This is a genomic window from Sphaerisporangium sp. NPDC088356 (assembly GCF_040685555.1).
Classification (GTDB): Bacteria; Actinomycetota; Actinomycetes; order Streptosporangiales; family Streptosporangiaceae; genus Sphaerisporangium.
Genome location: NZ_JBFBIK010000132.1, coordinates 1 through 19,637, shown reverse-complemented (window position 1 = coordinate 19,637; position 19,637 = coordinate 1). Strand labels below are relative to the sequence as shown.

Below are 19,637 nucleotides of genomic sequence, written 5' to 3'. Positions count from 1 at the left end.
CCGCGGCCACCGGGTTGAACGCCGCCTGCACGCGCTGGATCTGGGGGTTGCTCCATGGGTCCGAGAGGTTGTCCACGCCGTAGAGCGGATGACCGCCCTCCTCCGGGGTGAAGTCCGTGGAACGCACGCCGGGCACGAAACCGGCCCACGCGGACAGCAGCGTGTACGGGCGCAGATCGGCGGCGCCCTTGCCGCGCTTGGCCAGGGTCGCCGTGGCGAACCACTCGAAGCCCTGCTTGGTGTTGCATGCCGGCCAGATGAACTCGCCCTCGCCCTCGGGCCGCCCGTTCACGGTGATCAGGCCCTCCCCGTACCTGCCGAAGCCGTCGACGTAGTGCGAGATCACCGCGAAGTTGGCGTACGTCATCCCGGGATACATGTTGAGATTCGCGCCGACGCCCAGCTCGGCGATGATCGGCCGGGTGCCGTCGGCGCCGTTCATCGCCGCGTACAGGTCCTTCTCGAACTGTTCGGAATCCTGGCCGCTCTGGTTCGGCTCGTTGTTCTGGCTCCAGCGGATGACGGCGGGGTGGTTGCGGTCGCGCAGGACCAGCGCACGGGCGTGGTTGACCATGTTGTCGTGCCCGGTGATCCAATCCTGCCCGGACTGGGAGCCGCGGATCGCGACCTCGTCGATGAGCATCAGGCCCATCTCGTCGGCGACATCCAACATGTACGGGCTGGCCGGCTCCTGGTGGACGCGCACCACGTTGTAGTTCAGCCGCTGGTAGTTGTCCACGGCCTGCGGCCAGCCGCCGTTGCCCGACGAAGGCGGAAGGAATCCGGGCAGGGTGTCGTAGGCGTCGCCCTTGCCGCCGTTGTTGATCCGGTCGTAGTCGGCACCCTGGAGGTTGTCGCCGCGGAAGTTCGCCCGCACGCCGTTGAGGTAGTAGTACTCGCCGTTCTGGGTGGCCTCGCGGAACCCGAACCGGTACTTGGCGTCGCTGGTGTGCCCGTCATCGGTGGCGGCATGCACCGCCAGAAGGTGCAGCTGCGCCCGGTACCCCGACTTGTACGGCACGTTGGGCCACCAGTACGAGGTGCTGTCGAGGTTCCACGCGACCGCCCCGACCGTCACGGTCCCGGTCGAGTGGGCCGCCACGGTGAGCGTACGGCTGGGCAGTGCCGGGTAGCTGAAAGCCGTTCCGTTGTCAGACGACAGCGACCCGGTCAACGTCACCGACCGGGAACTGCCCGACGTGTTACGCACCGTCACGTCGTAGCTCAACGTCTTGTTCGCCACCGACGGACGCACGAATGTGTCGCTGACGTACACCGCCGGGTACACCCGCAGGAACGCCGAACGGTAGATCCCCTGGGGGACCGCCTCGGACCACTCGGCGGCGTCGGGCACCAGGTACCGGCCGTTGGATGCCTTCAGCGCGCCGCGGCCCTTCACGTCGACGCTGATCGTGTGAGTGGTGCCCGGGGCGGCGTAGGCGCTGATGTCGAACTTCGAGGGAGTGAAGGCCGTGGTCTGCGTCGCGACCACCCGCCCGTCCACCGACAACGTCGCCTGGTGGTTCACGGCGCCGAACTCGATCCACGCCGACTGCGGCTGCCCCGAGTCCGGCACCGTCACCGTACGCGAGTACACCGCCTGGGACACATCGGTGAACCCCTGCTTGTACCAGCCACCTCCGGGCACCTTGATCGACGTCGCCGACCGGCCCGCCGGCGTGAAACTCCACGTCCCCGCGAGGTCGACCGAAGCGATCGCGGCATTGCCCGCGGTGAAGCCGTCGAGGTCTCCTGGGGCGGCGGCGACCGACGCGGTGGACTCCGACGCCGCGGACCGCTGTGCCGCCACAGCCGGCTGGGCCCCGATCAACGCGACCAGCAAGGCCGCCACCACAGCCGGCCACCAGCTCGCCGTACGTCGAGGACGGGAGGAGGGGTCGCTCCGCTTCATCGGTAATCCTTTCGGGTGAATCCCGTTCGTGAGGCACTTCCCGGGTCCGGCCGCCCCTCCGCGGGCGCCACCGTGCGGCCGTTCGGGCCGTCGCCGTTCGCCGGCGAAAGCCGGCGGCTTGAGGGGGGCATACTGTCTCCTTGTAATGGGAGTATCGTATCGGTTCGACGGCATGGCCGGACATCAGATTTAAGGCCCAGGCTCCCACCTGTCAATGCTCAGGGTGCACAGAGATCGGATGACTTCGGCCGTCTGGCTCCCATCACGCCCGATGAGATCACGCGGTCCTAGACGTCATGTAAGTTTCAGGCTGCGTTGGACGCCTCGAACACGGTTCCAAGATCGAGAATCGGCACGCTCAGGACCATCCAGACCTGGGTCGAACTCGCACCGTCAAACGAATCGATTCGATGCCGTGGAGACCCGGTCGGCTTCGCGGCGGGAGTGAATAAGCTGGATCTGGAGGTGAGGCCGTGATGGCTGAGCGATCTCAGGACGCCGCGTTCTCCTCCTCGGAGCGGGCCGCCATGCGAGACCTTCTCGCCGCCGACCGCGAGCGCACCATGTCGCGTGTCGCCTCGCTGACGCGCGACTGGAACGACATCGTCGAATCCTCGGCCCTGGTGGCCACCGACGACGAGCACGACCCCGAGGGGTCCTCCACCGCCTTCGAGCGAGCCCACATCCAATCCCTGCTCGACCAGGCGGCGACCCACCTCACCGACCTCGACCAGGCTCTCGAACGCCTGCGCGACGGTACGTACGGGCGGTGCGAGGTCTGCGGCCGCCCCATCGCTCTCGAAGGCCTGAAGGCCCGCCCCGCCGCCACCACCTGCATCGCCTGTGCCGGCACCAGCCGCTGACCTGGGCCCGCTCGCCCGTCCGCCGGGTCGGGCATCATGGGTTCATGGAGAACCACGCGCCCCTTGGGACCCACGCCGCCGAGGCGCCGGCGACCCGAGAGATCCTGCTGGATGAAGCGGTGAGCCCGGTCAAGGCGATCGAGCGCATCCAGATCCGCCGCATCCGGATCGTCCCCGGCCATCCCGCCGGTCCGCACATCCACAACGCGCCCGTGTTCGGGAGCATCGAATCCGGCTCGGCCGTGTACCAGATAGCAGGCCGGGAACCTTCGGTGCTGCGCCCCGGAGACGTGTTCCACGAGCCCGAGGGCTCGGTGATCGAGAAGTTCGACGCCACCGAGGAGGGTGTCACCTTCTTGGCCTATTTCCCGCTCGCCGCCGGCGAGGAACCGGCGATCGCGCCGGCGGACGGCTCCTGACACGGCCGGCGACCGGCGCCACGACAGGGCCGGGCGCGGTCGGCCCGCCTCGCGGACATGAGCGGTGTGGAGGCGGGCGGTGAAGGCGGCCTTGGCGGACGGTCGCCGAGCCTCGCCGCTCCGGGCCCGGGCGTGGCGCGCGGGCTCCGGAGCGGTAAGGTGGTGGTCGGGCTCGTGGAGTGCCGGGGTCAGCGGTAGCTGTGCTCGGCGGTGGGGAAGGCGCCGGTGGCCACCTCGTCGGCGAAGGCGCGGACCGCGTGGTCCATCTCTCCGGCCAGGTCGAAGTACTTCTTCACGAACTTCGCCGGCTGCGGAGTGAGGCCCATGAGGTCCTGCCAGACGAGCACCTGCGCGTCGCACGAGGGGCCCGCGCCGATGCCGATCGTCGGGACCGACAGGGCGGAGGTGACCCGCGCGGCGAGGTCGGCGGGCACGCATTCGAGCACGACGGAGAAGACGCCCGCGTGCTCCAGGGCCTTGGCGTCGGCCATGAGCTCGTCGCCCGACTGGCCGCGGCCCTGCACGCGGTAGCCGCCGAAGGCGTTGACCGACTGCGGGGTCAGGCCGAGGTGGCCCATGACCGGGATGCCGGCCGAGACGAGCGTCTCGATCTGCGGAAGGACGCGGCGCCCGCCCTCCAGCTTGACCGCGTGGGCGCCCGCCTCCTTCATGAACCTGGCCGCCGACTCCAGGGCCTGCTGGGGAGACGACTGGTAGGAGCCGAACGGGAGGTCGGCGACCACCAGCGCGCGCGACGAGCCGCGGACCACCGCGGCCGTCAGCGGGATGAGATCGTCGACGGAGACGGGAAGGGTGGAGTCGTAGCCGTACACCACCATCGCCGCCGAGTCGCCGACGAGCATGACCGGAATGCCGGCCTCGTCGAAGACTCTCGCCGTCATCGCGTCGTAGGCTGTGACCATCGGCCACTTCTCACCGCGCTCCTTGGCGGCGGAGATGTCGCGGACGGTCACTCTTCGCCCAGCCTTGCCGCCGTAGAGCGCGGTCGACGGGCTGGAAATTGACGTAGAGGACATCGTGGATCCCTCCAGGCCTCGAGGCGCCCTTGTGGCGTCCCCGGACGGTCAGATCATCGCACGCCTGACCGTTATAGCAACACCCGGGATGCCCCCGCCCATCCCCTTACCCCCGAGATCCGCGTCACTTCACAGGGGTGCTTCCGCGTCTGTGAGGTTGCTGTCCGTAACGCACGCGAAACGCCACGTACACCCCCGATAAATATCGAAACGGTACGGTTGCGTATCGAATTGGGAACCGCTACGGTAGCGTTGCGAAACACCATCGTATCGAAAATATCCGTAAAACCGTGCTTTGGGGGCATAGTGGAGCAACCGACAGGTCACCCACGCCGATGGCAGATCCTCGGCGTGATGGTGTTCAGCCTGCTGGCGATCGTTCTCGACAACACCATTCTCAACGTCGCGCTGAAGGTCATCGCCGACCCGGTGGCGGGGCTCGGGGCGACGCAGAGCCAGCTCGAATGGGCCATCAACTCCTACACTCTCGTCTTCGCCGGACTGCTGTTCACCTTCGGGGTGCTCGGTGACAGGTTCGGGCGCAAGCGCATGCTGCAGGTCGGCATGGTGCTGTTCGGACTGGCATCCCTGGCCAGCGCCTACTCGACTGATCCGGTCCAGCTGATCTTCGCTCGGGCCGCCATGGGCCTGGGTGGCGCGGCCGTCATGCCCGCCACGCTGGCGATCATCTCCAACGTCTTCGCTCCCGAGGAGCGCGGGAAGGCGATCGGCATCTGGGCGGGAGGCGTCGGCCTGGCCATCGCCATCGGCCCGATCACCGGCGGCGTGCTGCTGGAGCACTTCTGGTGGGGCTCGGTCTTCCTGGTCAACGTGCCCGTCGTGATCATCAGCTCCATCCTGATCGCCTTCCTGGTGCCCGAGTCGCGCAACCCCGACAAGGCCCAGCTCGACCCCGTGGGAGTGCTCCTTTCGATCGTCGGCCTGGTCGGCGTCGTCTACGGCATCATCAAGGGCGGCGAGCTCGGCACGGTCGCCGACCCCGAGGTCTGGGCGCCCACCCTGGCCGGCGTCGCGGTGCTCGCGGCCTTCGTCTGGCACGAGCGCAGGACGGCCCACCCCGCCTTCGACGTGCGGTACTTCGCCATCCCGAGGTTCTCCACGGCCGTCGCCAGCGTCGGGCTCGTGTTCTTCGCGATGATGGGCGTGATGTTCTTCCTGGCGTTCTACCTGCAGATCGTCAAGGGGTACTCCCCGTTGCAGGCCGGCGCGCTGGTGCTGCCGTTCGCGGCGGCGCAGCTCATCTTCTCGCCGCTGAGCGCCCAGATGGTCCGGCGGTTCGGCGCCAAGGTCGTCGCCACCACCAGCCTGGTGGTCGTGGCCGCCGCACTGGCGAGCTACTCGTTCCTCCAGGTCGACACCTCGATCTGGGTCTTCGAGATCATCGGCTTCGTCCAGGGCGCCGCGATGGCCAACATCAACCCGCCCGCGACCGAGGCCGTCATGTCCTCGCTGCCCCGCGAGAAGGCCGGCGTGGGCTCGGCCATGACCAACACCGTGCGCCAGGTCGGCGGAGCCCTGGGCGTCGCGATCCTCGGCTCGCTGCTGTCCGCCACCTACCGTACGAACGTGGCCGGCTCGCTGACCGTTCTTCCGGAGAACCTCCGGCACGCGGCGGGCGAGTCGATCACGGCCACCATGGGCGCCGCGCAGGCGCTCGGGCCCAAGGGCATGACGTTGATCGCCCCCGCCAAGCAGGCCTTCATGGACGGCATGCACCTGACCGCCCTGTCCGGCGCGGTGGTCGCGCTGATCGGCGCGGCGGTGGTGGCGAAGTGGTTGCCCGGCAAGCACGCGTCCGAGACCCCGGTCGCGCGTCCGGAGAGCAAGGAACCGGCAGTAGTGTGAACTGACCATGGTGAGTGAGCAGATGGGGGCGGTCCGCACGCCGGGCCGTCCCCGCAGCGAGAAGGCGGAGAAGGCCATCATCGACGCGGCGATCGACATGATCGCCGAAGGCACCGGTGTGGCCGAGCTCTCGATCGAGGCGATCGCCGCGCGGGCGGGCGTCGGCAAGACGACGATCTACCGCAGGTGGTCCAACAAGGAAGACCTCGTGGTCGACGCGCTGGCCACCCTGAAGGCCCCGTTACCGGAGCTCGACAGTCAGTCCGTGCGCGAGAACGTCGTCCGCTACCTGACGGTGATGCGGCACGAGACGCATTCCCGCCGCACCCGCTGCATCATGAACATCGCGCTGAGCGAGTCCGACCGCTTCCCGCACCTGGCGGAGCGCTTCCGCGAGATCGCGATCAAGCCCAGGCGGGAGGCGCTCCGTGGGGTCGTCCAGCGAGGCGTCGACTCGGGCGAGCTGCGCGCCGACGTCGACATCGAGGTGGCGATGGCCGCGCTCACCGGCGCGATGCTGTTCTTCACCAAGTGGCGCGACAACGACGACGAGCTCCCCGCCGACCTGGCCGAACGCATCGCCGACCAGGTCCTCGGGGGCCTGCGGCCCTGAGCTCAGGTGGCGGGGGTCTCGCGCCAGCGGTTGGTGATGGGGAGCCGGCGGTCGCGGCCGAAGTTCTTCGGCGTGATCTTCGGACCCGGGGGATACTGCCGGCGCTTGTACTCCGCGAGGTCGACCAGGCGGATCACCCTCGCCACCAGCTCCGCGTCGTGCCCGGCGGCGACCAGCTCGCCCTTGCCCATGTCGCGCTCGACGTAGTCGGCCAGCAGTCGGTCGAGCACGTCGTAGGGCGGCAGCGAGTCGGTGTCGCGCTGGCCGGGCCGCAGCTCGGCGCTCGGCTCCTTGGTGATGGAGTTCTCCGGGATCGGCGGCACGGCGAAGTGGTGCAGCAGGTCGCCCTCGCGGCCGGCCTGCGCGTTGCGCCAGGTCGACAGCTCCCACACCGTCGTCTTCAGGACATCCTTGATCGGGGCGAAGCCGCCCGCCGAGTCGCCGTACAGCGTTGAGTAGCCGGTGGCCAGCTCGCTCTTGTTTCCCGTCGTCAGCACGAGGTGGCCGTGCTCGTTCGACAGCCCCATGAGCAGCATGCCGCGCACCCGCGCCTGGAGGTTCTCCGCGGCGAGGCCGTGCAGGTCGACCTCCTTCTCGAAGGCGTCGACGATGCCCTCGATGGGGACCAGCCGCGAATGGAGCCCCTGCCGCTCGACCAGGTCGCGCGCGTCGCCCACCGAGTGGTCGGAGGAGTGGCGCGAGGGCATGAGCACGACGTGGACCCGGTCGGGGCCGACAGCGTCGGCGGCGATCGTGGCGGTCAGCGCCGAGTCAATGCCTCCCGACAGGCCGAGGATGACCGACCCGAAGCCGTTCTTGGTGAAGTAGTCGCGCACGCCGAGGACCAGCGCCGAGTAGACCTCTTCGAGGTCGTCGAGGCGCGGGGCGACGCTCGCCGGCTCGGGGGCGTAGGCGGGCAGCGGCTCGGCCGACAGCTCCAGCCGCTCGACGGTGATCGTGGTGCCGTCTCCGGCGTCCACGGGGAACGAACCGGTCCGGGCGCCGGGGTCGGCGGGCGGCAGCTCGAGGTCGGTGACCAGGAGCTCCTCGCGGAACTGGGCCGCACGTGCGATCAGCGTGCCCTCGGCGTCCACCACGATGGAGTCGCCGTCGAAGATCAGCTCGTCCTGGCCGCCGACCTGGTTGGCGTAAGCGAGCGCGCATCCGGCCTCGCGCGCGCGGCTCGCGCACAGCGCCAGCCGGACGTCGTCCTTCTCCCGCTCGTACGGCGAGGCGTTCGGCACCACCAGCAGGCCCGCGCCCGCCTCGGCCACGGCCGACACCGGGCCGCCGTCCTGCCAGAGGTCCTCGCACACGGCGATGGCGATGTCGACGCCGTGCAGGCGGAAGATCGGCAGCCGGTCGCCGCGGACGAAGTAGCGGTACTCGTCGAACACCCCGTAGTTGGGCAGGTGGTGCTTGGCCGTGCGGGTGACGACGCGGCCGCGGTGGAGCAGCGCGGCGGCGTCCAGCGGCGCTCCCTTCGGCTGCCCGGTGCGCGGGGCGACCCCCGAGCGGTCCACGTACCCGACGACCACCGGGATCTCGCCGAGGCCCTCGCCGGCCAGCCGGGCGGCCGTGGCCTCCAGCGTCGCGATCGAGGCGTCGACGAACGACGTGCGCAGCACCAGGTCTTCCACGGGATACCCGGTCAGGAACATCTCGGTGAACACGACGAGGTGCGCGCCGCGGCCGGCCGCGCGGCGGGTCCACTCGACGAGCTTGGCGGCGTTGGCGGACAGGTCGCCCACCGCCGGGTTGGTCTGGGCCAGGGCTATACGCAGTTGTGGCACGGTCTCCACCTTACGTGTGGTTGGCCGCGAGGACCTTGCGGGCGGTGGGCGCGCTACGTCGCGCCCGGGGCGCGAGGTGTCACGCCCTCGGGCTGATCAGCCCGGACTCGTAGGCCAGCACGACGAGCTGGGCGCGGTCGAACATGCCGAGCCGGTCGAGGACGGAGGCCATCGCGGCCGCCACCTGCTCCTCCGGCACGGCCAGCGTCTCGGCGACCTGCTGGTTGGTCAGGCCGCGTGCCACCAGCTTCACCAGGTCCAGGTCGCCGTCGGACAGCCCCTTCAGCCCGTCCGGGACGGCCGGGCCGCCTTGCCCGGCGAAGTTGGCGATCAGCCGGGTCGTCACGGCCGGGTCGATCAGCGCGTCCCCGGCCGCGGCGGCGCGGATGGCCGCGATGAGCTGCTCGGGGGCCGACGTCTTCAGCACGAAGCCGCTGACCCCGGCGCGCAGGGCCGCGTACAGGTTGTCGTCGGTGCCGAAGGTGGTCATCATGATCACCTTCGGCGGGGCGGCGTCGGCCAGGACGCGGCGGGCCGCCGCGAGGCCGTCCAGCCGCGGCATGGAGATGTCCATCAGCACCAGGTCGGGCTGGGTGCGGCGGATGAGCGCGATGGCCTGCTCGCCGTCCGCGGCCTCGCCGACCAGTTCCAGGCCCGGCTCGCTCTCCATGATGACCCGCAGCCCGGTACGGACGAGTGCCTGGTCGTCGGCGACGACCACCCGCAGCGTCGAGGTCTCCTGGGCGCGGATCCCGGGCGGCGGGGCGTCCCTCGCCGGGGTGTCCAGGTGCGCCGCCTGGGCGAGGATGTCCCGCTCCAGGCGCTGGAGGGTCGTGCCGAGGTCGAGCCCGAGCTCCTCGCGGAGCAGCGTGCGCGCCCGGCGCAGCGCTCCGAGGGCGTCGCCCTGCCGTCCCGCGCGGTACAGGGCGAGGGCGAGCAGCCGCCAGGCCTCCTCGCGCAGCGGGTACGCCGAGGCGTGGGCCTCCAGGTCCGGGATCGTGGCGGCGGCCCTGCCGAGGCGCAGCGCCGCGTCGGCGCGGTGCTCGATCGCCATCAGCCGCAGCTCGTCCAGCCGCATCGCCTCGGCGGACGCCCACTGCAGCTCCGCGAACTCCGCCAGTGCCGGCCCGCGCCACAGCGCGAGCGCCTGGTCCGTGCGCTCGAACACCGTGGCCGCGTCGTCGCCGTGCTCGGCGCGTACGAGGCTCTCGAACAGCCAGGAGTCGACACTCGCGGGAGCCGTGCGCAGCGCGTACCCGGGAGGGGCGGAGATCAGGACCTCGGCCTCCTCGCGGGGCGCCCGGTCCGGCTCCAGCGCGCGGCGCAGCCGGGAGACGTAGCCCTGGATCGTCGACAGCGCCTGCGCGGGGGGATCACCTGGCCACAGCTCGTCGATCAGCACGCTCATGGGTACGGCGCGGCCGTGTGCCACGAGGAGCCGGGCGAGAACGGCCTGCTGGCGCTGCCCGCCCAAATCCAGCACCGAATCATGGTGAAGCGCCTGAAACGGTCCGAGGGCATGAAATTTCAACATCGCAGCGCATAGCGTAGAGCCAAAAGGTCATTTATCCGTACGGCAACACCTGCCGACGTTGCCGAGTGGTAAGAAAGCGTGACCCCCGCCCCGCCCTCAGAGCGTGATCACCCCGGGTCAGAGCGGGAGCACGGCCTCCACGATCGTGCCCCCGTCCGGCGCGGAGACGGCCCCGCAGCTGCCGCCCAGCTCGGCGGCCCGTTCCCGCATCGAAGTGAGGCCCACCCCGGCGCGCGGCCGGTCCGGCAGTCCCGCGCCGTCGTCGCCGATCCGCAGCCGAAGGAAGTCCGGGCCGCGTTCGAGCGTGATGTGCGCGCGGGTGGCGTGGGCGTGCCTGCGGACGTTGGTGAGCGCCTCCTGCATGATCCGGTACACGGCGACCTCGACGGCGGCGGGCAGGTCGGACAGCTCGCCGGTGACCTCGACGGTGGTCTCCGGCGGTCCCTCACCGGCGAGGGACCGTACGGCCGAGGCGAGCCCGAGGTCGTCCAGCGCGGGCGGGCGCAGGCCGTAGACCAGCTGCCTGATGTCCCCTGACACCGCGTCCATGCCGGTCCGCAGGTCGCGGAGCAGGGTGTCGGCGGAGTCGGGGGAGCTCTTCAGGCTGCTGCGGGCCATGTTGATCGTCATCGCCATGCTGGAGAGCGTCTGCCCGAGGCCGTCGTGCAGGTCGCGGCGCAGGCGGCGGCGCTCCTCCTCCCGCGCGGTGAGGATGCGCTCGCGCGAGCGCTGGAGGTCGGCCGCCATGCGGACCGCGTGGGCGACGTCCGCGGCGTACGGCGCGAGGGTGCTGAGCACGCGCTCGTCGTGGGCTGCGGCGAAGCGGCGGGCGCCGGGACGCCCGAGCAGCAGCCGGCCCACGGTCTCGCCGTGCCATATGAGGGGGATCTGGCGGGGGGAGTCGCCCACGTCGCCGCTCTCGACGTACCGGGGCTTGCCGCCCACCACCTCGACCGCCGCGCCCTCGACGGCGAGGCCGTCCTGCAGGACCGTGACCACCGACGAGAGCGCCCTGGCCGGATCGGCGCTGCGCACCTCCTGGGTCAGGCGCTCGGCGAGCAGCCGGGGGTCGCCCACGCTGCCGTACATCATCCGGTCGACGAGCCGCTGGAACATCCGGCGCAGCGGCTGGAAGAACGCTCCCGCGAAGAGCGCGGCGACCAGGCCCGCGATCTGGTGCTGCTGCGACACCACCAGGCTGGACAGGGCGCCGATGCCGAAGTAGACCCCGCTGACCACGGCGATGACCCCGGCGGCGACGAAGGCCCTGCTGATGATTGTGTCGATCCCGTAAAGCCGGTAGCGCGTCACCGAGAAGGCGATGGCGATCGGCACGAGCGCCGCCCAGATCGTGGCGAGGGCCCACCACTGATCACCGAGCAGCAGGAACACGACATACCCCGTGAAGGCCACCAGCGGCCAGGCGATCTGCCGCCGCACCACCGGGCCCGAGTAGCGGAACCGGACGACCAGGGAGAGCAGCGACAGCACCACCGCGCCGATGATGCCCACCCAGGCGACGCTGCTGATCACCTCGTTGTACGGCCGCAGCGCCTCGATGGCCAGCGGATTCGGGATCAGCACGGGAAGGGCGCCGGGGGCCGGTGCCGGCCTCACGATCTGCCGGACCAGCTCGACCGAGATCGAGACGATGCCGAGGGCGGCGACCGGCCACCAGCGGCGGGAGGGCAGCCTGCCGTCGGGCGAGAAGAGCGGCAGCAGCATCGCGAGCGACACGCCGCACACCGCCCAGCCGGTCGAGTAGACCCAGCGCAGGTAGCCGGCGGCGGCGAGTTCGCCGTCCGCCGCGAGGCGGAACATCAGCATGCCGCTGAACTCGCTGATCCCCCCGGCCAGGCCGCCGGCGCACATCAGCCACGCCATGGTCAGACGGGGCCGGTGGAACACCAGGAAGGCCCCCACGGCGGGAAAGGTGAGGCCGGCCGCCAGGTCGGGGCTCGCGAGAGGGGCGAGCCGGTAGTCGGGCGGCAGGCCGGCGGAGATCATCAGCGCGGCGACCACCAGGAGTGGCGACGTCACGGCCACGACGGCGGCCGCCGCTCGCGGCGGCGTGATCCTGGCCATCCCACTCACCTTTCCCGGCGATGGCCGGTAGCTCTCGATCTCCCCGCCATCAGTGAATTATGGGGCTCTCAAGTAGGACAATTCATGAGAGGAGCGGTCGTAGGGCTTATCTGAGACCCTTTCGTCGTCAGAGGCCTCATCCGCGGTGATCGGAAAGCTCGCCTCGACGAGCGTGCCGCCCTCGGTCTCGGCCGTGATCGCGCACGTCCCGCCCAGCTCGGCGGCGCGCTCGCGCATGGACGCCAGCCCCACGCCGGCGCGGAACTCGGCGGGCAGGCCGACCCCGTCGTCCCGGACGCGCAACCGCAGCCCGTCGGCCGAACGGCTCAGCGTGACCACGATGCGGGACGCCCGCGCGTGGCGCCGGGCGTTCGTCAGGGCCTCCTGGGTGATGCGGTAGGCGGCCACCTCGACGGCGGCCGGGAGCTCGTCCAGCTCGCCCTCCACCACGAGGCTCGCGTCCGGCTCGGCCAGCAGGCGCACGGCCTCCGCCAGGCCCAGATCGTCGAGCGCGGGCGGGCGCAGCCCGTACACCAGCTCGCGGATCTCGTGGGTGACCCGGTCCATGCCGGCGCGCAGCCGCACGAGCAGGCGTTCCGCCGACTCGGGGGAGTCGTGCAGCACCTTCCTCGCCATGGTGACGGACATGGCCATGTCGCCGAGGGCCTGCCCGAGGCCGTCGTGCAGGTCCCGGCGCAGGCGGCGGCGCTCCTCCTCGCGCGCGGTGAGGATCTGGTGGCGTGAGCGCTGCAGGTCGGCGGCCATGTTGGCGGCGTGGGCCACATCGGCCACGAACGGGGTCAGCACCGTGATCATGCGCTCGTCGTGGGCGAGCGGGAAGCGCCTCTGGCCCGGCCGGCCGATGAGCATCCGTCCCACGGGCACGCCGTGCCAGACCAGCGGCACCTCGCGGGGCGAGGGGCCCACCAGGCCCACCGCGACGCGCTCCGGCCGCCCGCCGGTCACCTCGACGGCCACGCCCGAGACGGTCAGGGCTTCACGGGCCGTCGCGACCACGGCCGCCAAGGCGCTGGCGGGCTCGGTCGAGTGGACCTCCATGGTCAGCCGTTGCGTCAGGTGGCCCGCGTCACCGCTGTGCCCGTAGAACAGCAGGTCCGCGAGGCGCCGCAGCGCTCGTCGCAGCGGCTGGAACGCCACGCCCGCGAACAGTGCGGCGGCGAGCCCGGCGAGCTGCCCGAGGCCCGCCGACACCAGCCCGAGGGTGCTGACCGCGAAGTAGACGGCTCCGACCGCGCCCAGTATGCCCGCCGCGATCAGCGTCCGGCTGACCAGCGTGTCGATGCCGTACAGGCGGTACCGCGTCACCGCGATCACGATGGCGGCGGGGATGGCGGCCGTGGTCAGCATGGCGGGCACCGAGTACGGCATCCAGCTCTCGACGGCCCAGTTGGCGGCGACCGCGTACAGCAGCCAGCCGACCTGCCGCCGCGCGGTGGCGTCGGCCGTCCGGAACCGGTCCACCAGGGACAGCACGCAGATGCCCTCGATGATCAGGTACCAGTCGACGTCCAGGCCGCCGAACCAGGCCTCCAAGGGCGCCAGCGCCGCGATCTCGAAGGGGTTCGGCCCCGCGGGCGACCCGGGCACCGAGGGCCGTACGACGTGGAGGAACGCCAGGAACAGCACCATGCCGACGACGAGCGCCGCCACCGGACGCCAGCGGCGGGCGGGAAGCCGGCCATCGGGGAACAGCAGGGGCAGCAGGAGGTCCACCGCGACGATGCACAGCGCGCCCACGACGGCGTTGTAGTCACCGATGAGCGACGCCGTGTGCAGGTCGCCCGCGAGGCGGGAGCGTTCCCAAAGGGCCTGTGACAAGCCCAGGGTCGCGGTGGCGAAGCCGCCTGCCAGCATCAGCCAGGCCACCGGCAGCCGGGGCCGCTGTAGCACGAGCAGCAACCCGAGCACGGGGTAGACGACGCCCACCACGTCGTCCCCGGTCAGCACGCCCGGGCGTACCCGCTCGGAGACGTCGACCTGGAATCGCAGGAAGATCCCCACTGCGACCAGCCCGGCGGATGCCACCGCCAGCGCCCTCGCCGCCAAGCCGAGCCCGCGCATTCCGCCATGCCCCCCTCTGCGCTCCCAGTGGTACGGGAGGCATCCGGAAAAGTATGGGACGGCGGATAACAGCTAATCAACGATCGCTTGCTATCGCATTTCAACCGATATAGGGGGTCAAATACCGACTGGCGTTTTCACTCTGCCGTCAGCAGAAGAACGGGCGGCTGGACGGCAGGGCGGTGAACGGGGCCCGGTCGGGATCGGGGGACAGGGTGCCGTCCGAGGGTGTTTGGAGGGTGCCCCTGGCCGCGTGCCCCTCGGAGCCCGAGACCCCGGCGCCCGCCCCGGCCTCTATGCTCCCCGCGCTTCCGTCGCCCAGGCTCCCGGACTCCCAGGACTCGGGGACCCCGTCGCTCTGGCTCCCGAGCCCTCCGGCTCCATGGCCCTGGCTCCCCGGCCCTGCCGCGCTTTGCCTCGGCCCCACCGGCCCTGGGACTCCGGACGTGCCTGACGCCGCCTTTCCTGACCCCCCGTCTCCGGGCGGGGCGCTCCCGGACCGGCCGTCATGGCTTCCCACGCCGGCTCTGGGCGCGGCCCCGCCGGCGGCGCCGTGCGCGCCGTTCCCAGAATGGTCTCGTGGCACGGGGGACGCCTTCGCCGGGCCGTACAGCCGGCGTGTGGTGCGCTGGAGCCCCCTCGGCACGAGACGGATGCCGGTCGCGGTGACCTGCTGCCCGTACACGTCGGTGATGCGCACGGTGTACGGCCCGGAGCCGAGGCCGCGGTCGGCGACCCAGTAGTTGTCGAAGTCGCGGGACAGGGCCTGCCACCGGCCTTCCCGCAGGACCTCCAGTCGCTGGAGGGGGTTGCCGTGGTCGATCGCCTGGATCGCCAGCCACCGGGCCGACGAGCCCTGTTTGAGGCGGAACGCCACGGGTCTCGGGACCTCGGGGTTGTGCACCGTGTGGTAGCTGACCAGCGCGATGCCGAGGTCGGTGCCCGCCACCCGGGCGAACGCCGAGCGGCTCAGGTCGAGCTCGCCCGGAGCGCACGACGCGCACTCGTCGACCACCTGGACGCGGACCGTGCCGCTCGGGCCCGTCACGTCGAGATACGCCCCGCAGGCGGCCGAACCGGCGTACTGCTCGGCGGACACGGCCGCCACCAGGTCGCCCAGCAGGGCTCCGCCGAGGGAGCAGTCGCCGCCGCGCCACCGCGCGCCCTCGGCGACCATGTTGGCCTGGCCGGTGGCTACCCTGGCGCGGCCGGAGGTGTCCCCACGGCCCTGCGCGCAGGCGCCGTTCTTGCCGGCCTGGGCCCCGAGCGCCACCAGGGTGAGCGCCGCGGCCATCGACAGTGCCCATGCCAGCCGCTGCCACACGACGGGACCCCGGGCTCCCGGAAGCCCGAGAGCCGGGCGGCGCGGCCAGACCGTGCGCAGCGACGGCGGCAACACGGCCCGTGGCCACGGTCGCGACCACACGACCGGTGGCCAGCGTCGCCGCCGAAGAGGCGGATGCCACAGTCGCCGTCGCCGGGCCGGGTGCCCGGCGCGCCGCCGATCCGCGTTCATGTGCTCTCCCTCGCCGGACCTCACCCTTGACGAATGCAGAACGACACCATGCTGTCACATTAAGCGACGACTACGGCCCTCGACCGTCCACTGATCTACGACGCGGCCACCAGGGGCTCCCGGTAGATGAACGGGATGTTTCCGTGACCTGCCACGCAGGCCGTTTGGGCACCGGCCCGGGCGCGGTGGGATCCGGGCGGCCAGATATGGTCGCGCGCCGGCTCCGGTCGTCTCCTCACTACGGACCCGCGTAACGTGTGCGAAACACCAAGCGGGCAGACTGGTAGATGACCAGACAAGTCTTCCGCCGACTCAGAGACGGGTTCAGCGCGACGACGATGGTGTCCGACACCGTCCGGCAGAAGGGGATGCCTTGGACCGCCAGCAGGAGTTCGTGCTCCGTACGCTCGAAGAACGCGACATCCGGTTCATCCGGTTGTGGTTCACCGATGTGCTCGGCTTCCTCAAATCGGTGGCGATAGCCCCGGCCGAGCTTGAGGGGGCGTTCGCCGAGGGCATCGGCTTCGACGGTTCGGCGATCGAGGGTTTCGCCCGCGTTTACGAGTCCGACATGCTCGCCAAGCCCGATCCGTCGACGTTCCAGATCCTTCCTTGGCGCAGCGAGACGCCGGGCGCCGCCCGTATGTTCTGCGACATCCTCATGCCGGACGGCTCGCCCTCGCACGCCGACCCGCGCTGGGTGCTCAAGCGGACCCTCGCCAAGGCCGCCGACATGGGCTTCACGTTCTACACCCATCCCGAGGTGGAGTTCTTCCTCCTCAAGGGGCGGCCCGGGGACGGCCAGAAGCCGGTGCCGAACGACTCCGGCGGCTACTTCGACCACACCCCGCACAGCTCCGGCCACGACTTCCGCCGCAACGCGATCATGATGCTCGAGGCGATGGGCATCTCGGTGGAGTACAGCCACCATGAGGGCGCCCCCGGCCAGCAGGAGATCGACCTGCGGTACGCCGACGCGCTCACGACCGCCGACAACATCATGACGTTCCGGCTCGTCATGAAGGAGGTCGCGCTGGAGCAGGGCATCTGGGCGTCGTTCATGCCCAAGCCCTTCACCGACTATCCGGGCTCGGGCATGCACACCCACATGTCCCTGTTCGAGGGTGACCGCAACGCGTTCTACGAGCCCGGGGCCGACTACCAGCTCTCCAAGATCGGTCGCTCGTTCATCGGCGGCCTGCTCAAGCACGCCGCCGAGATCACCGCCGTCTGTAACCAATGGGTGAACTCCTACAAGCGGCTGTGGGGCGGCGCCGAGGCCATCGCCGGGCTCGGGGGTGAGGCGCCGAGCTACATCAGCTGGGGCCACAACAACCGGTCCGCGCTCGTCCGCGTCCCCATGTACAAGCCGCACAAGGGCAACTCCACCCGCGTGGAGTTCCGGTCGCTCGACTCCGCCTGCAACCCCTACCTCGCGTTCGCGGTGATCCTCGCCGCCGGCCTGAAGGGCATCGAGGGAGGGTACGAGATGCCCCCGGGCGCCGAGGACGACGTGTGGGCGCTGACCAGCGCCGAGCGCCGCGCACTCGGCATCGAGCCGCTGCCGCAGAGCCTCGACGAGGCGATTTCGGTCATGGAGCGCAGCGAGCTGGTCGCCGAGACCCTGGGCGAGCACGTCTTCGACTACTTCCTGCGCAACAAGCGCGCCGAGTGGCACGAATACCGCCGCCAGGTCACCGAGTTCGAGCTGGACCGTTATCTCCCAGTGCTGTAAGCGCAGGGCACCGGCAGAGTTTCTCAAAATGACGGCGTAGGGCCAACGGCGGTAAACCGTTGGCCCTACGCCGTCTCACTGCCTCTGGGCCGTCTGTGGGCCGTCGGGCTGGGATTCGGCGGCCTCATAGATCTTGTCCACGGCCCTCCGGGTCCGTCCCTCACTGCTCGGCATCAGGTGCGTGTAGACCCTGAGAGTGAATCCCGGATCGCTGTGGCCGAGGTACTGGCTGAGAGCCTTGATGTTCTCCCCGGCGTCCAGCAGGACCGAGGCATAGAGGTGCCTCAGCGCGTGCATGCCGTGCTCGCGTGCGGCCTGGTGCCGCTCGCTACCCTTCGGCTCCGGGATGACGCCGGCGTGCGGTTTTCCCTTGAGGACATCGGCATGGGCGGCGTTCTCACGCCGACAACTCTTGAGCAGAGCCTTGATTATGCCGATGCTGTCCCCGAGGTTAGTTCGCGACTGCTCGGACTGATCCGCCGGGTCTGGCGGACGATCCAGTTGCGGTACAGGCCGTGGTGCCCGCCGCATGGACGCAGCCGCTTCTCACATGGTTGCTGTCGAGGGCCGAATCATTGCCGGTGTGGAGCGGTGCACAGCTCAGCGTGGGAGAGTCGGATGTCCGTGCCACTCGGACGACAACCGCGCTCTTCATGAAAACTTGATTTCCAATTCGGGGTGGACATGCGCGCGGCGGCCTTGGCCCAGTTCTACGCCCGTGATGTGAGCCCGCTCTTGGAAGGGAAATTCACTGAGCCGGTCGGCAGAGCGCTGTTCCGCCGCCGCAGAGATAGCGCAGCCTCTCGGCTGGACGGCTCACGACCTCGGCGTCACGGTCTCGCCCAGCGCTACATGATCGATGCTTTGCGCCTCGCTCAAGCTGCGGATGACCGCATGCTCGGGGGTCGGCTACTCGGCAACATGAGCCATCAGGCGAACTATCTGGGAAAGTTCTACCAGGCAATAGAACTTGCCCGAGCAGCGCAAGAGGGCTTGAAGGGCGTCGCGAGCGCTAAGCTACTTCGACGATGCTGAGTTAGCGGGCGAGGGTGCGCACTGTTTCCGCAATCTGCGAAATCCGCGTATCGCGCAAGAGTTCGTTGGGCGATGCTTGGAACTCACCGACCCGGTTTACGCTCGCACCCTCGCATTCATTCGACTTGTACAAGCGGCCACTTACGTTCATCAGGGAGAGCCTGGCCAAGCGGCCATTCTGGCGACGCAGGCCATAGAGCTTGCCGGATCTCTCAAGTCAGCCCGCTATCTTCGGTACATCTCTGACCTATGCCTAGATCTCAAGGAGTACCGGGGCAATTCTGAGGTCGAGGATTTCTGGAGATTGGTGATTGGCAAGTATCCATCGGTAGCGGCCTAGAAGCAGGACCCCGGCACATCGAGGATTTGACCGAGTTTGTTCGAGGGAACCGTGCCAGTCGCCCATGATCGCTGATCACCGCGTCTCAAGAGGGCCAGATCACGATTGATACGCAGTGGCCAACCTCGTGCACCGCGAAGGCGTCACCTTTAAGTCAGCCCCCCGTCCGGCAGTGCGACTCGGAACGCGGTCGATGCCACAGCGAAAGGCTTTACATGACCCACCAATACCAGCAGCCGGGCTTCCCGCCGCCGCAGCAGCCGGGCTTTCCTCCGCCGCAGCGCCCGGTGCAGAAGGGGGTCGGCAAGCTGGCCGTCACCCTCATCGCGGTCGCAGCCCTCGCGGTCGGCTGTGTGGGCGGGTTCGCCATCGGCGGCGCTGGCAAGGCCGTGACGTCCGGCACGTCGGCACCGGTCGCACAGTCGGGCGGCGAGCAGCCGGTCGTGGACGAGACCAGCACGGAGCCAGCGGCCGAGTACACGCCCAAGCGCAGCGACTTCGAGGTCACGATCAAGACGATCTCCAAGAAATGCTACGGGTCGGCTGGCTGCAACGTCACCTACCGCGCCGAGCTGGCCTACGGTGGCCCCCCGCTGCCGGATGACAAGACCTACACCGTGTCGTACAAGCTGACCGGCGGCGATGACTCGACGATCGGCTCGATCGACGTCACCGGCGACCAGATGAGCAGGCCGTCCGAGGAAATGATCAGCACACCCTCCTCCACCTCCGTCCTCAAGGCCAAGGTCACTCAGGTCCTCTGACGGCCCCCAGATGCAATGAGCGCCCGCCACCGGCGGTGGCGGG

The 19,637-nt window shown here is 70.0% G+C and carries 14 protein-coding genes; 6 read left to right on the top strand and 8 right to left on the bottom strand.

The genetic code is table 11. From position 1 onward, the window contains the following. Nucleotides 1-1,912, bottom strand: a 1,912-nt coding sequence (locus AB0O34_RS31630; protein ID WP_363921708.1) for a glycoside hydrolase family 2 TIM barrel-domain containing protein, incomplete at its 3' end; no start/stop codon positions are given. A gap of 476 nt (nucleotides 1,913-2,388) precedes the next feature. Here AB0O34_RS31630 and AB0O34_RS31625 point away from each other — a divergent pair. Further along, nucleotides 2,389-2,775, top strand: coding sequence for a TraR/DksA C4-type zinc finger protein (locus tag AB0O34_RS31625; RefSeq protein WP_363921706.1), 387 nt, complete (start codon nucleotides 2,389-2,391; stop codon nucleotides 2,773-2,775). A 44-nt stretch (nucleotides 2,776-2,819) separates the two neighbouring features. Next, entirely contained in the window at nucleotides 2,820-3,194 is a 375-nt protein-coding gene (locus AB0O34_RS31620) for a hypothetical protein (RefSeq protein WP_363921704.1), read from the top strand. A gap of 188 nt (nucleotides 3,195-3,382) precedes the next feature. On the opposite strand, the gene panB is transcribed toward AB0O34_RS31620, so the two are convergent. Next, nucleotides 3,383-4,231, bottom strand: a complete 849-nt coding sequence (gene panB / locus AB0O34_RS31615; RefSeq protein WP_363921702.1) for a 3-methyl-2-oxobutanoate hydroxymethyltransferase — start codon at nucleotides 4,229-4,231, stop codon at nucleotides 3,383-3,385. Nucleotides 4,232-4,537: 306 nt separating this feature from the next. On the opposite strand from panB, the gene AB0O34_RS31610 reads away from it, so the two are divergent. Then, a complete protein-coding gene (locus tag AB0O34_RS31610; protein WP_363921700.1) occupies nucleotides 4,538-6,097 on the top strand; it encodes an MFS transporter in 1,560 nt (519 codons plus the stop codon). 7 nt (nucleotides 6,098-6,104) lie between these two features. Further along, the gene (locus tag AB0O34_RS31605; protein WP_363921698.1) at nucleotides 6,105-6,710 is read left to right on the top strand and encodes a TetR/AcrR family transcriptional regulator; all 606 of its coding nucleotides are present in this window, start codon (nucleotides 6,105-6,107) and stop codon (nucleotides 6,708-6,710) included. 2 nt (nucleotides 6,711-6,712) lie between these two features. Here the strand turns inward: AB0O34_RS31605 and AB0O34_RS31600 are convergent, their stop codons facing one another. The 5 genes from AB0O34_RS31600 to AB0O34_RS31580 form a co-directional block, all read right to left on the bottom strand. Next, complete coding sequence (locus AB0O34_RS31600) at nucleotides 6,713-8,503, bottom strand: NAD+ synthase (protein ID WP_363921696.1); 1,791 nt, start codon at nucleotides 8,501-8,503, stop codon at nucleotides 6,713-6,715. Nucleotides 8,504-8,582: 79 nt separating this feature from the next. After that, nucleotides 8,583-9,986 carry a BTAD domain-containing putative transcriptional regulator gene (locus AB0O34_RS31595; protein WP_363921694.1) on the bottom strand — a complete coding sequence of 468 codons (1,404 nt, stop codon included), beginning with the start codon at nucleotides 9,984-9,986 and terminating at the stop codon, nucleotides 8,583-8,585. 168 nt (nucleotides 9,987-10,154) lie between these two features. Continuing rightward, entirely contained in the window at nucleotides 10,155-12,122 is a 1,968-nt protein-coding gene (locus AB0O34_RS31590; RefSeq protein WP_363921692.1) for a sensor histidine kinase, read from the bottom strand. A 57-nt stretch (nucleotides 12,123-12,179) separates the two neighbouring features. Continuing rightward, a complete protein-coding gene (locus AB0O34_RS31585; RefSeq protein WP_363921690.1) occupies nucleotides 12,180-14,204 on the bottom strand; it encodes a sensor histidine kinase in 2,025 nt (674 codons plus the stop codon). A gap of 148 nt (nucleotides 14,205-14,352) precedes the next feature. Beyond that, nucleotides 14,353-15,603: an expansin EXLX1 family cellulose-binding protein gene (locus AB0O34_RS31580; protein ID WP_363921688.1), complete on the bottom strand. Its 1,251-nt coding sequence runs from the start codon at nucleotides 15,601-15,603 to the stop codon at nucleotides 14,353-14,355. Between the two features lie 490 nt (nucleotides 15,604-16,093). Between AB0O34_RS31580 and glnA the strand changes: the two genes are divergently transcribed. Further along, nucleotides 16,094-17,455, top strand: coding sequence for a type I glutamate--ammonia ligase (gene glnA / locus AB0O34_RS31575; RefSeq protein WP_363921686.1), 1,362 nt, complete (start codon nucleotides 16,094-16,096; stop codon nucleotides 17,453-17,455). A gap of 75 nt (nucleotides 17,456-17,530) precedes the next feature. On the opposite strand, the gene AB0O34_RS31570 is transcribed toward glnA, so the two are convergent. Continuing rightward, nucleotides 17,531-17,986 carry a tyrosine-type recombinase/integrase gene (locus tag AB0O34_RS31570; RefSeq protein ID WP_363921684.1) on the bottom strand — a complete coding sequence of 152 codons (456 nt, stop codon included), beginning with the start codon at nucleotides 17,984-17,986 and terminating at the stop codon, nucleotides 17,531-17,533. 1,059 nt (nucleotides 17,987-19,045) lie between these two features. Here AB0O34_RS31570 and AB0O34_RS31565 point away from each other — a divergent pair. Then, on the top strand, nucleotides 19,046-19,594 hold the full coding sequence (locus tag AB0O34_RS31565; RefSeq protein ID WP_363921682.1) for a hypothetical protein: 549 nt from the start codon (nucleotides 19,046-19,048) through the stop codon (nucleotides 19,592-19,594). Nucleotides 19,595-19,637 lie beyond the last annotated feature (43 nt).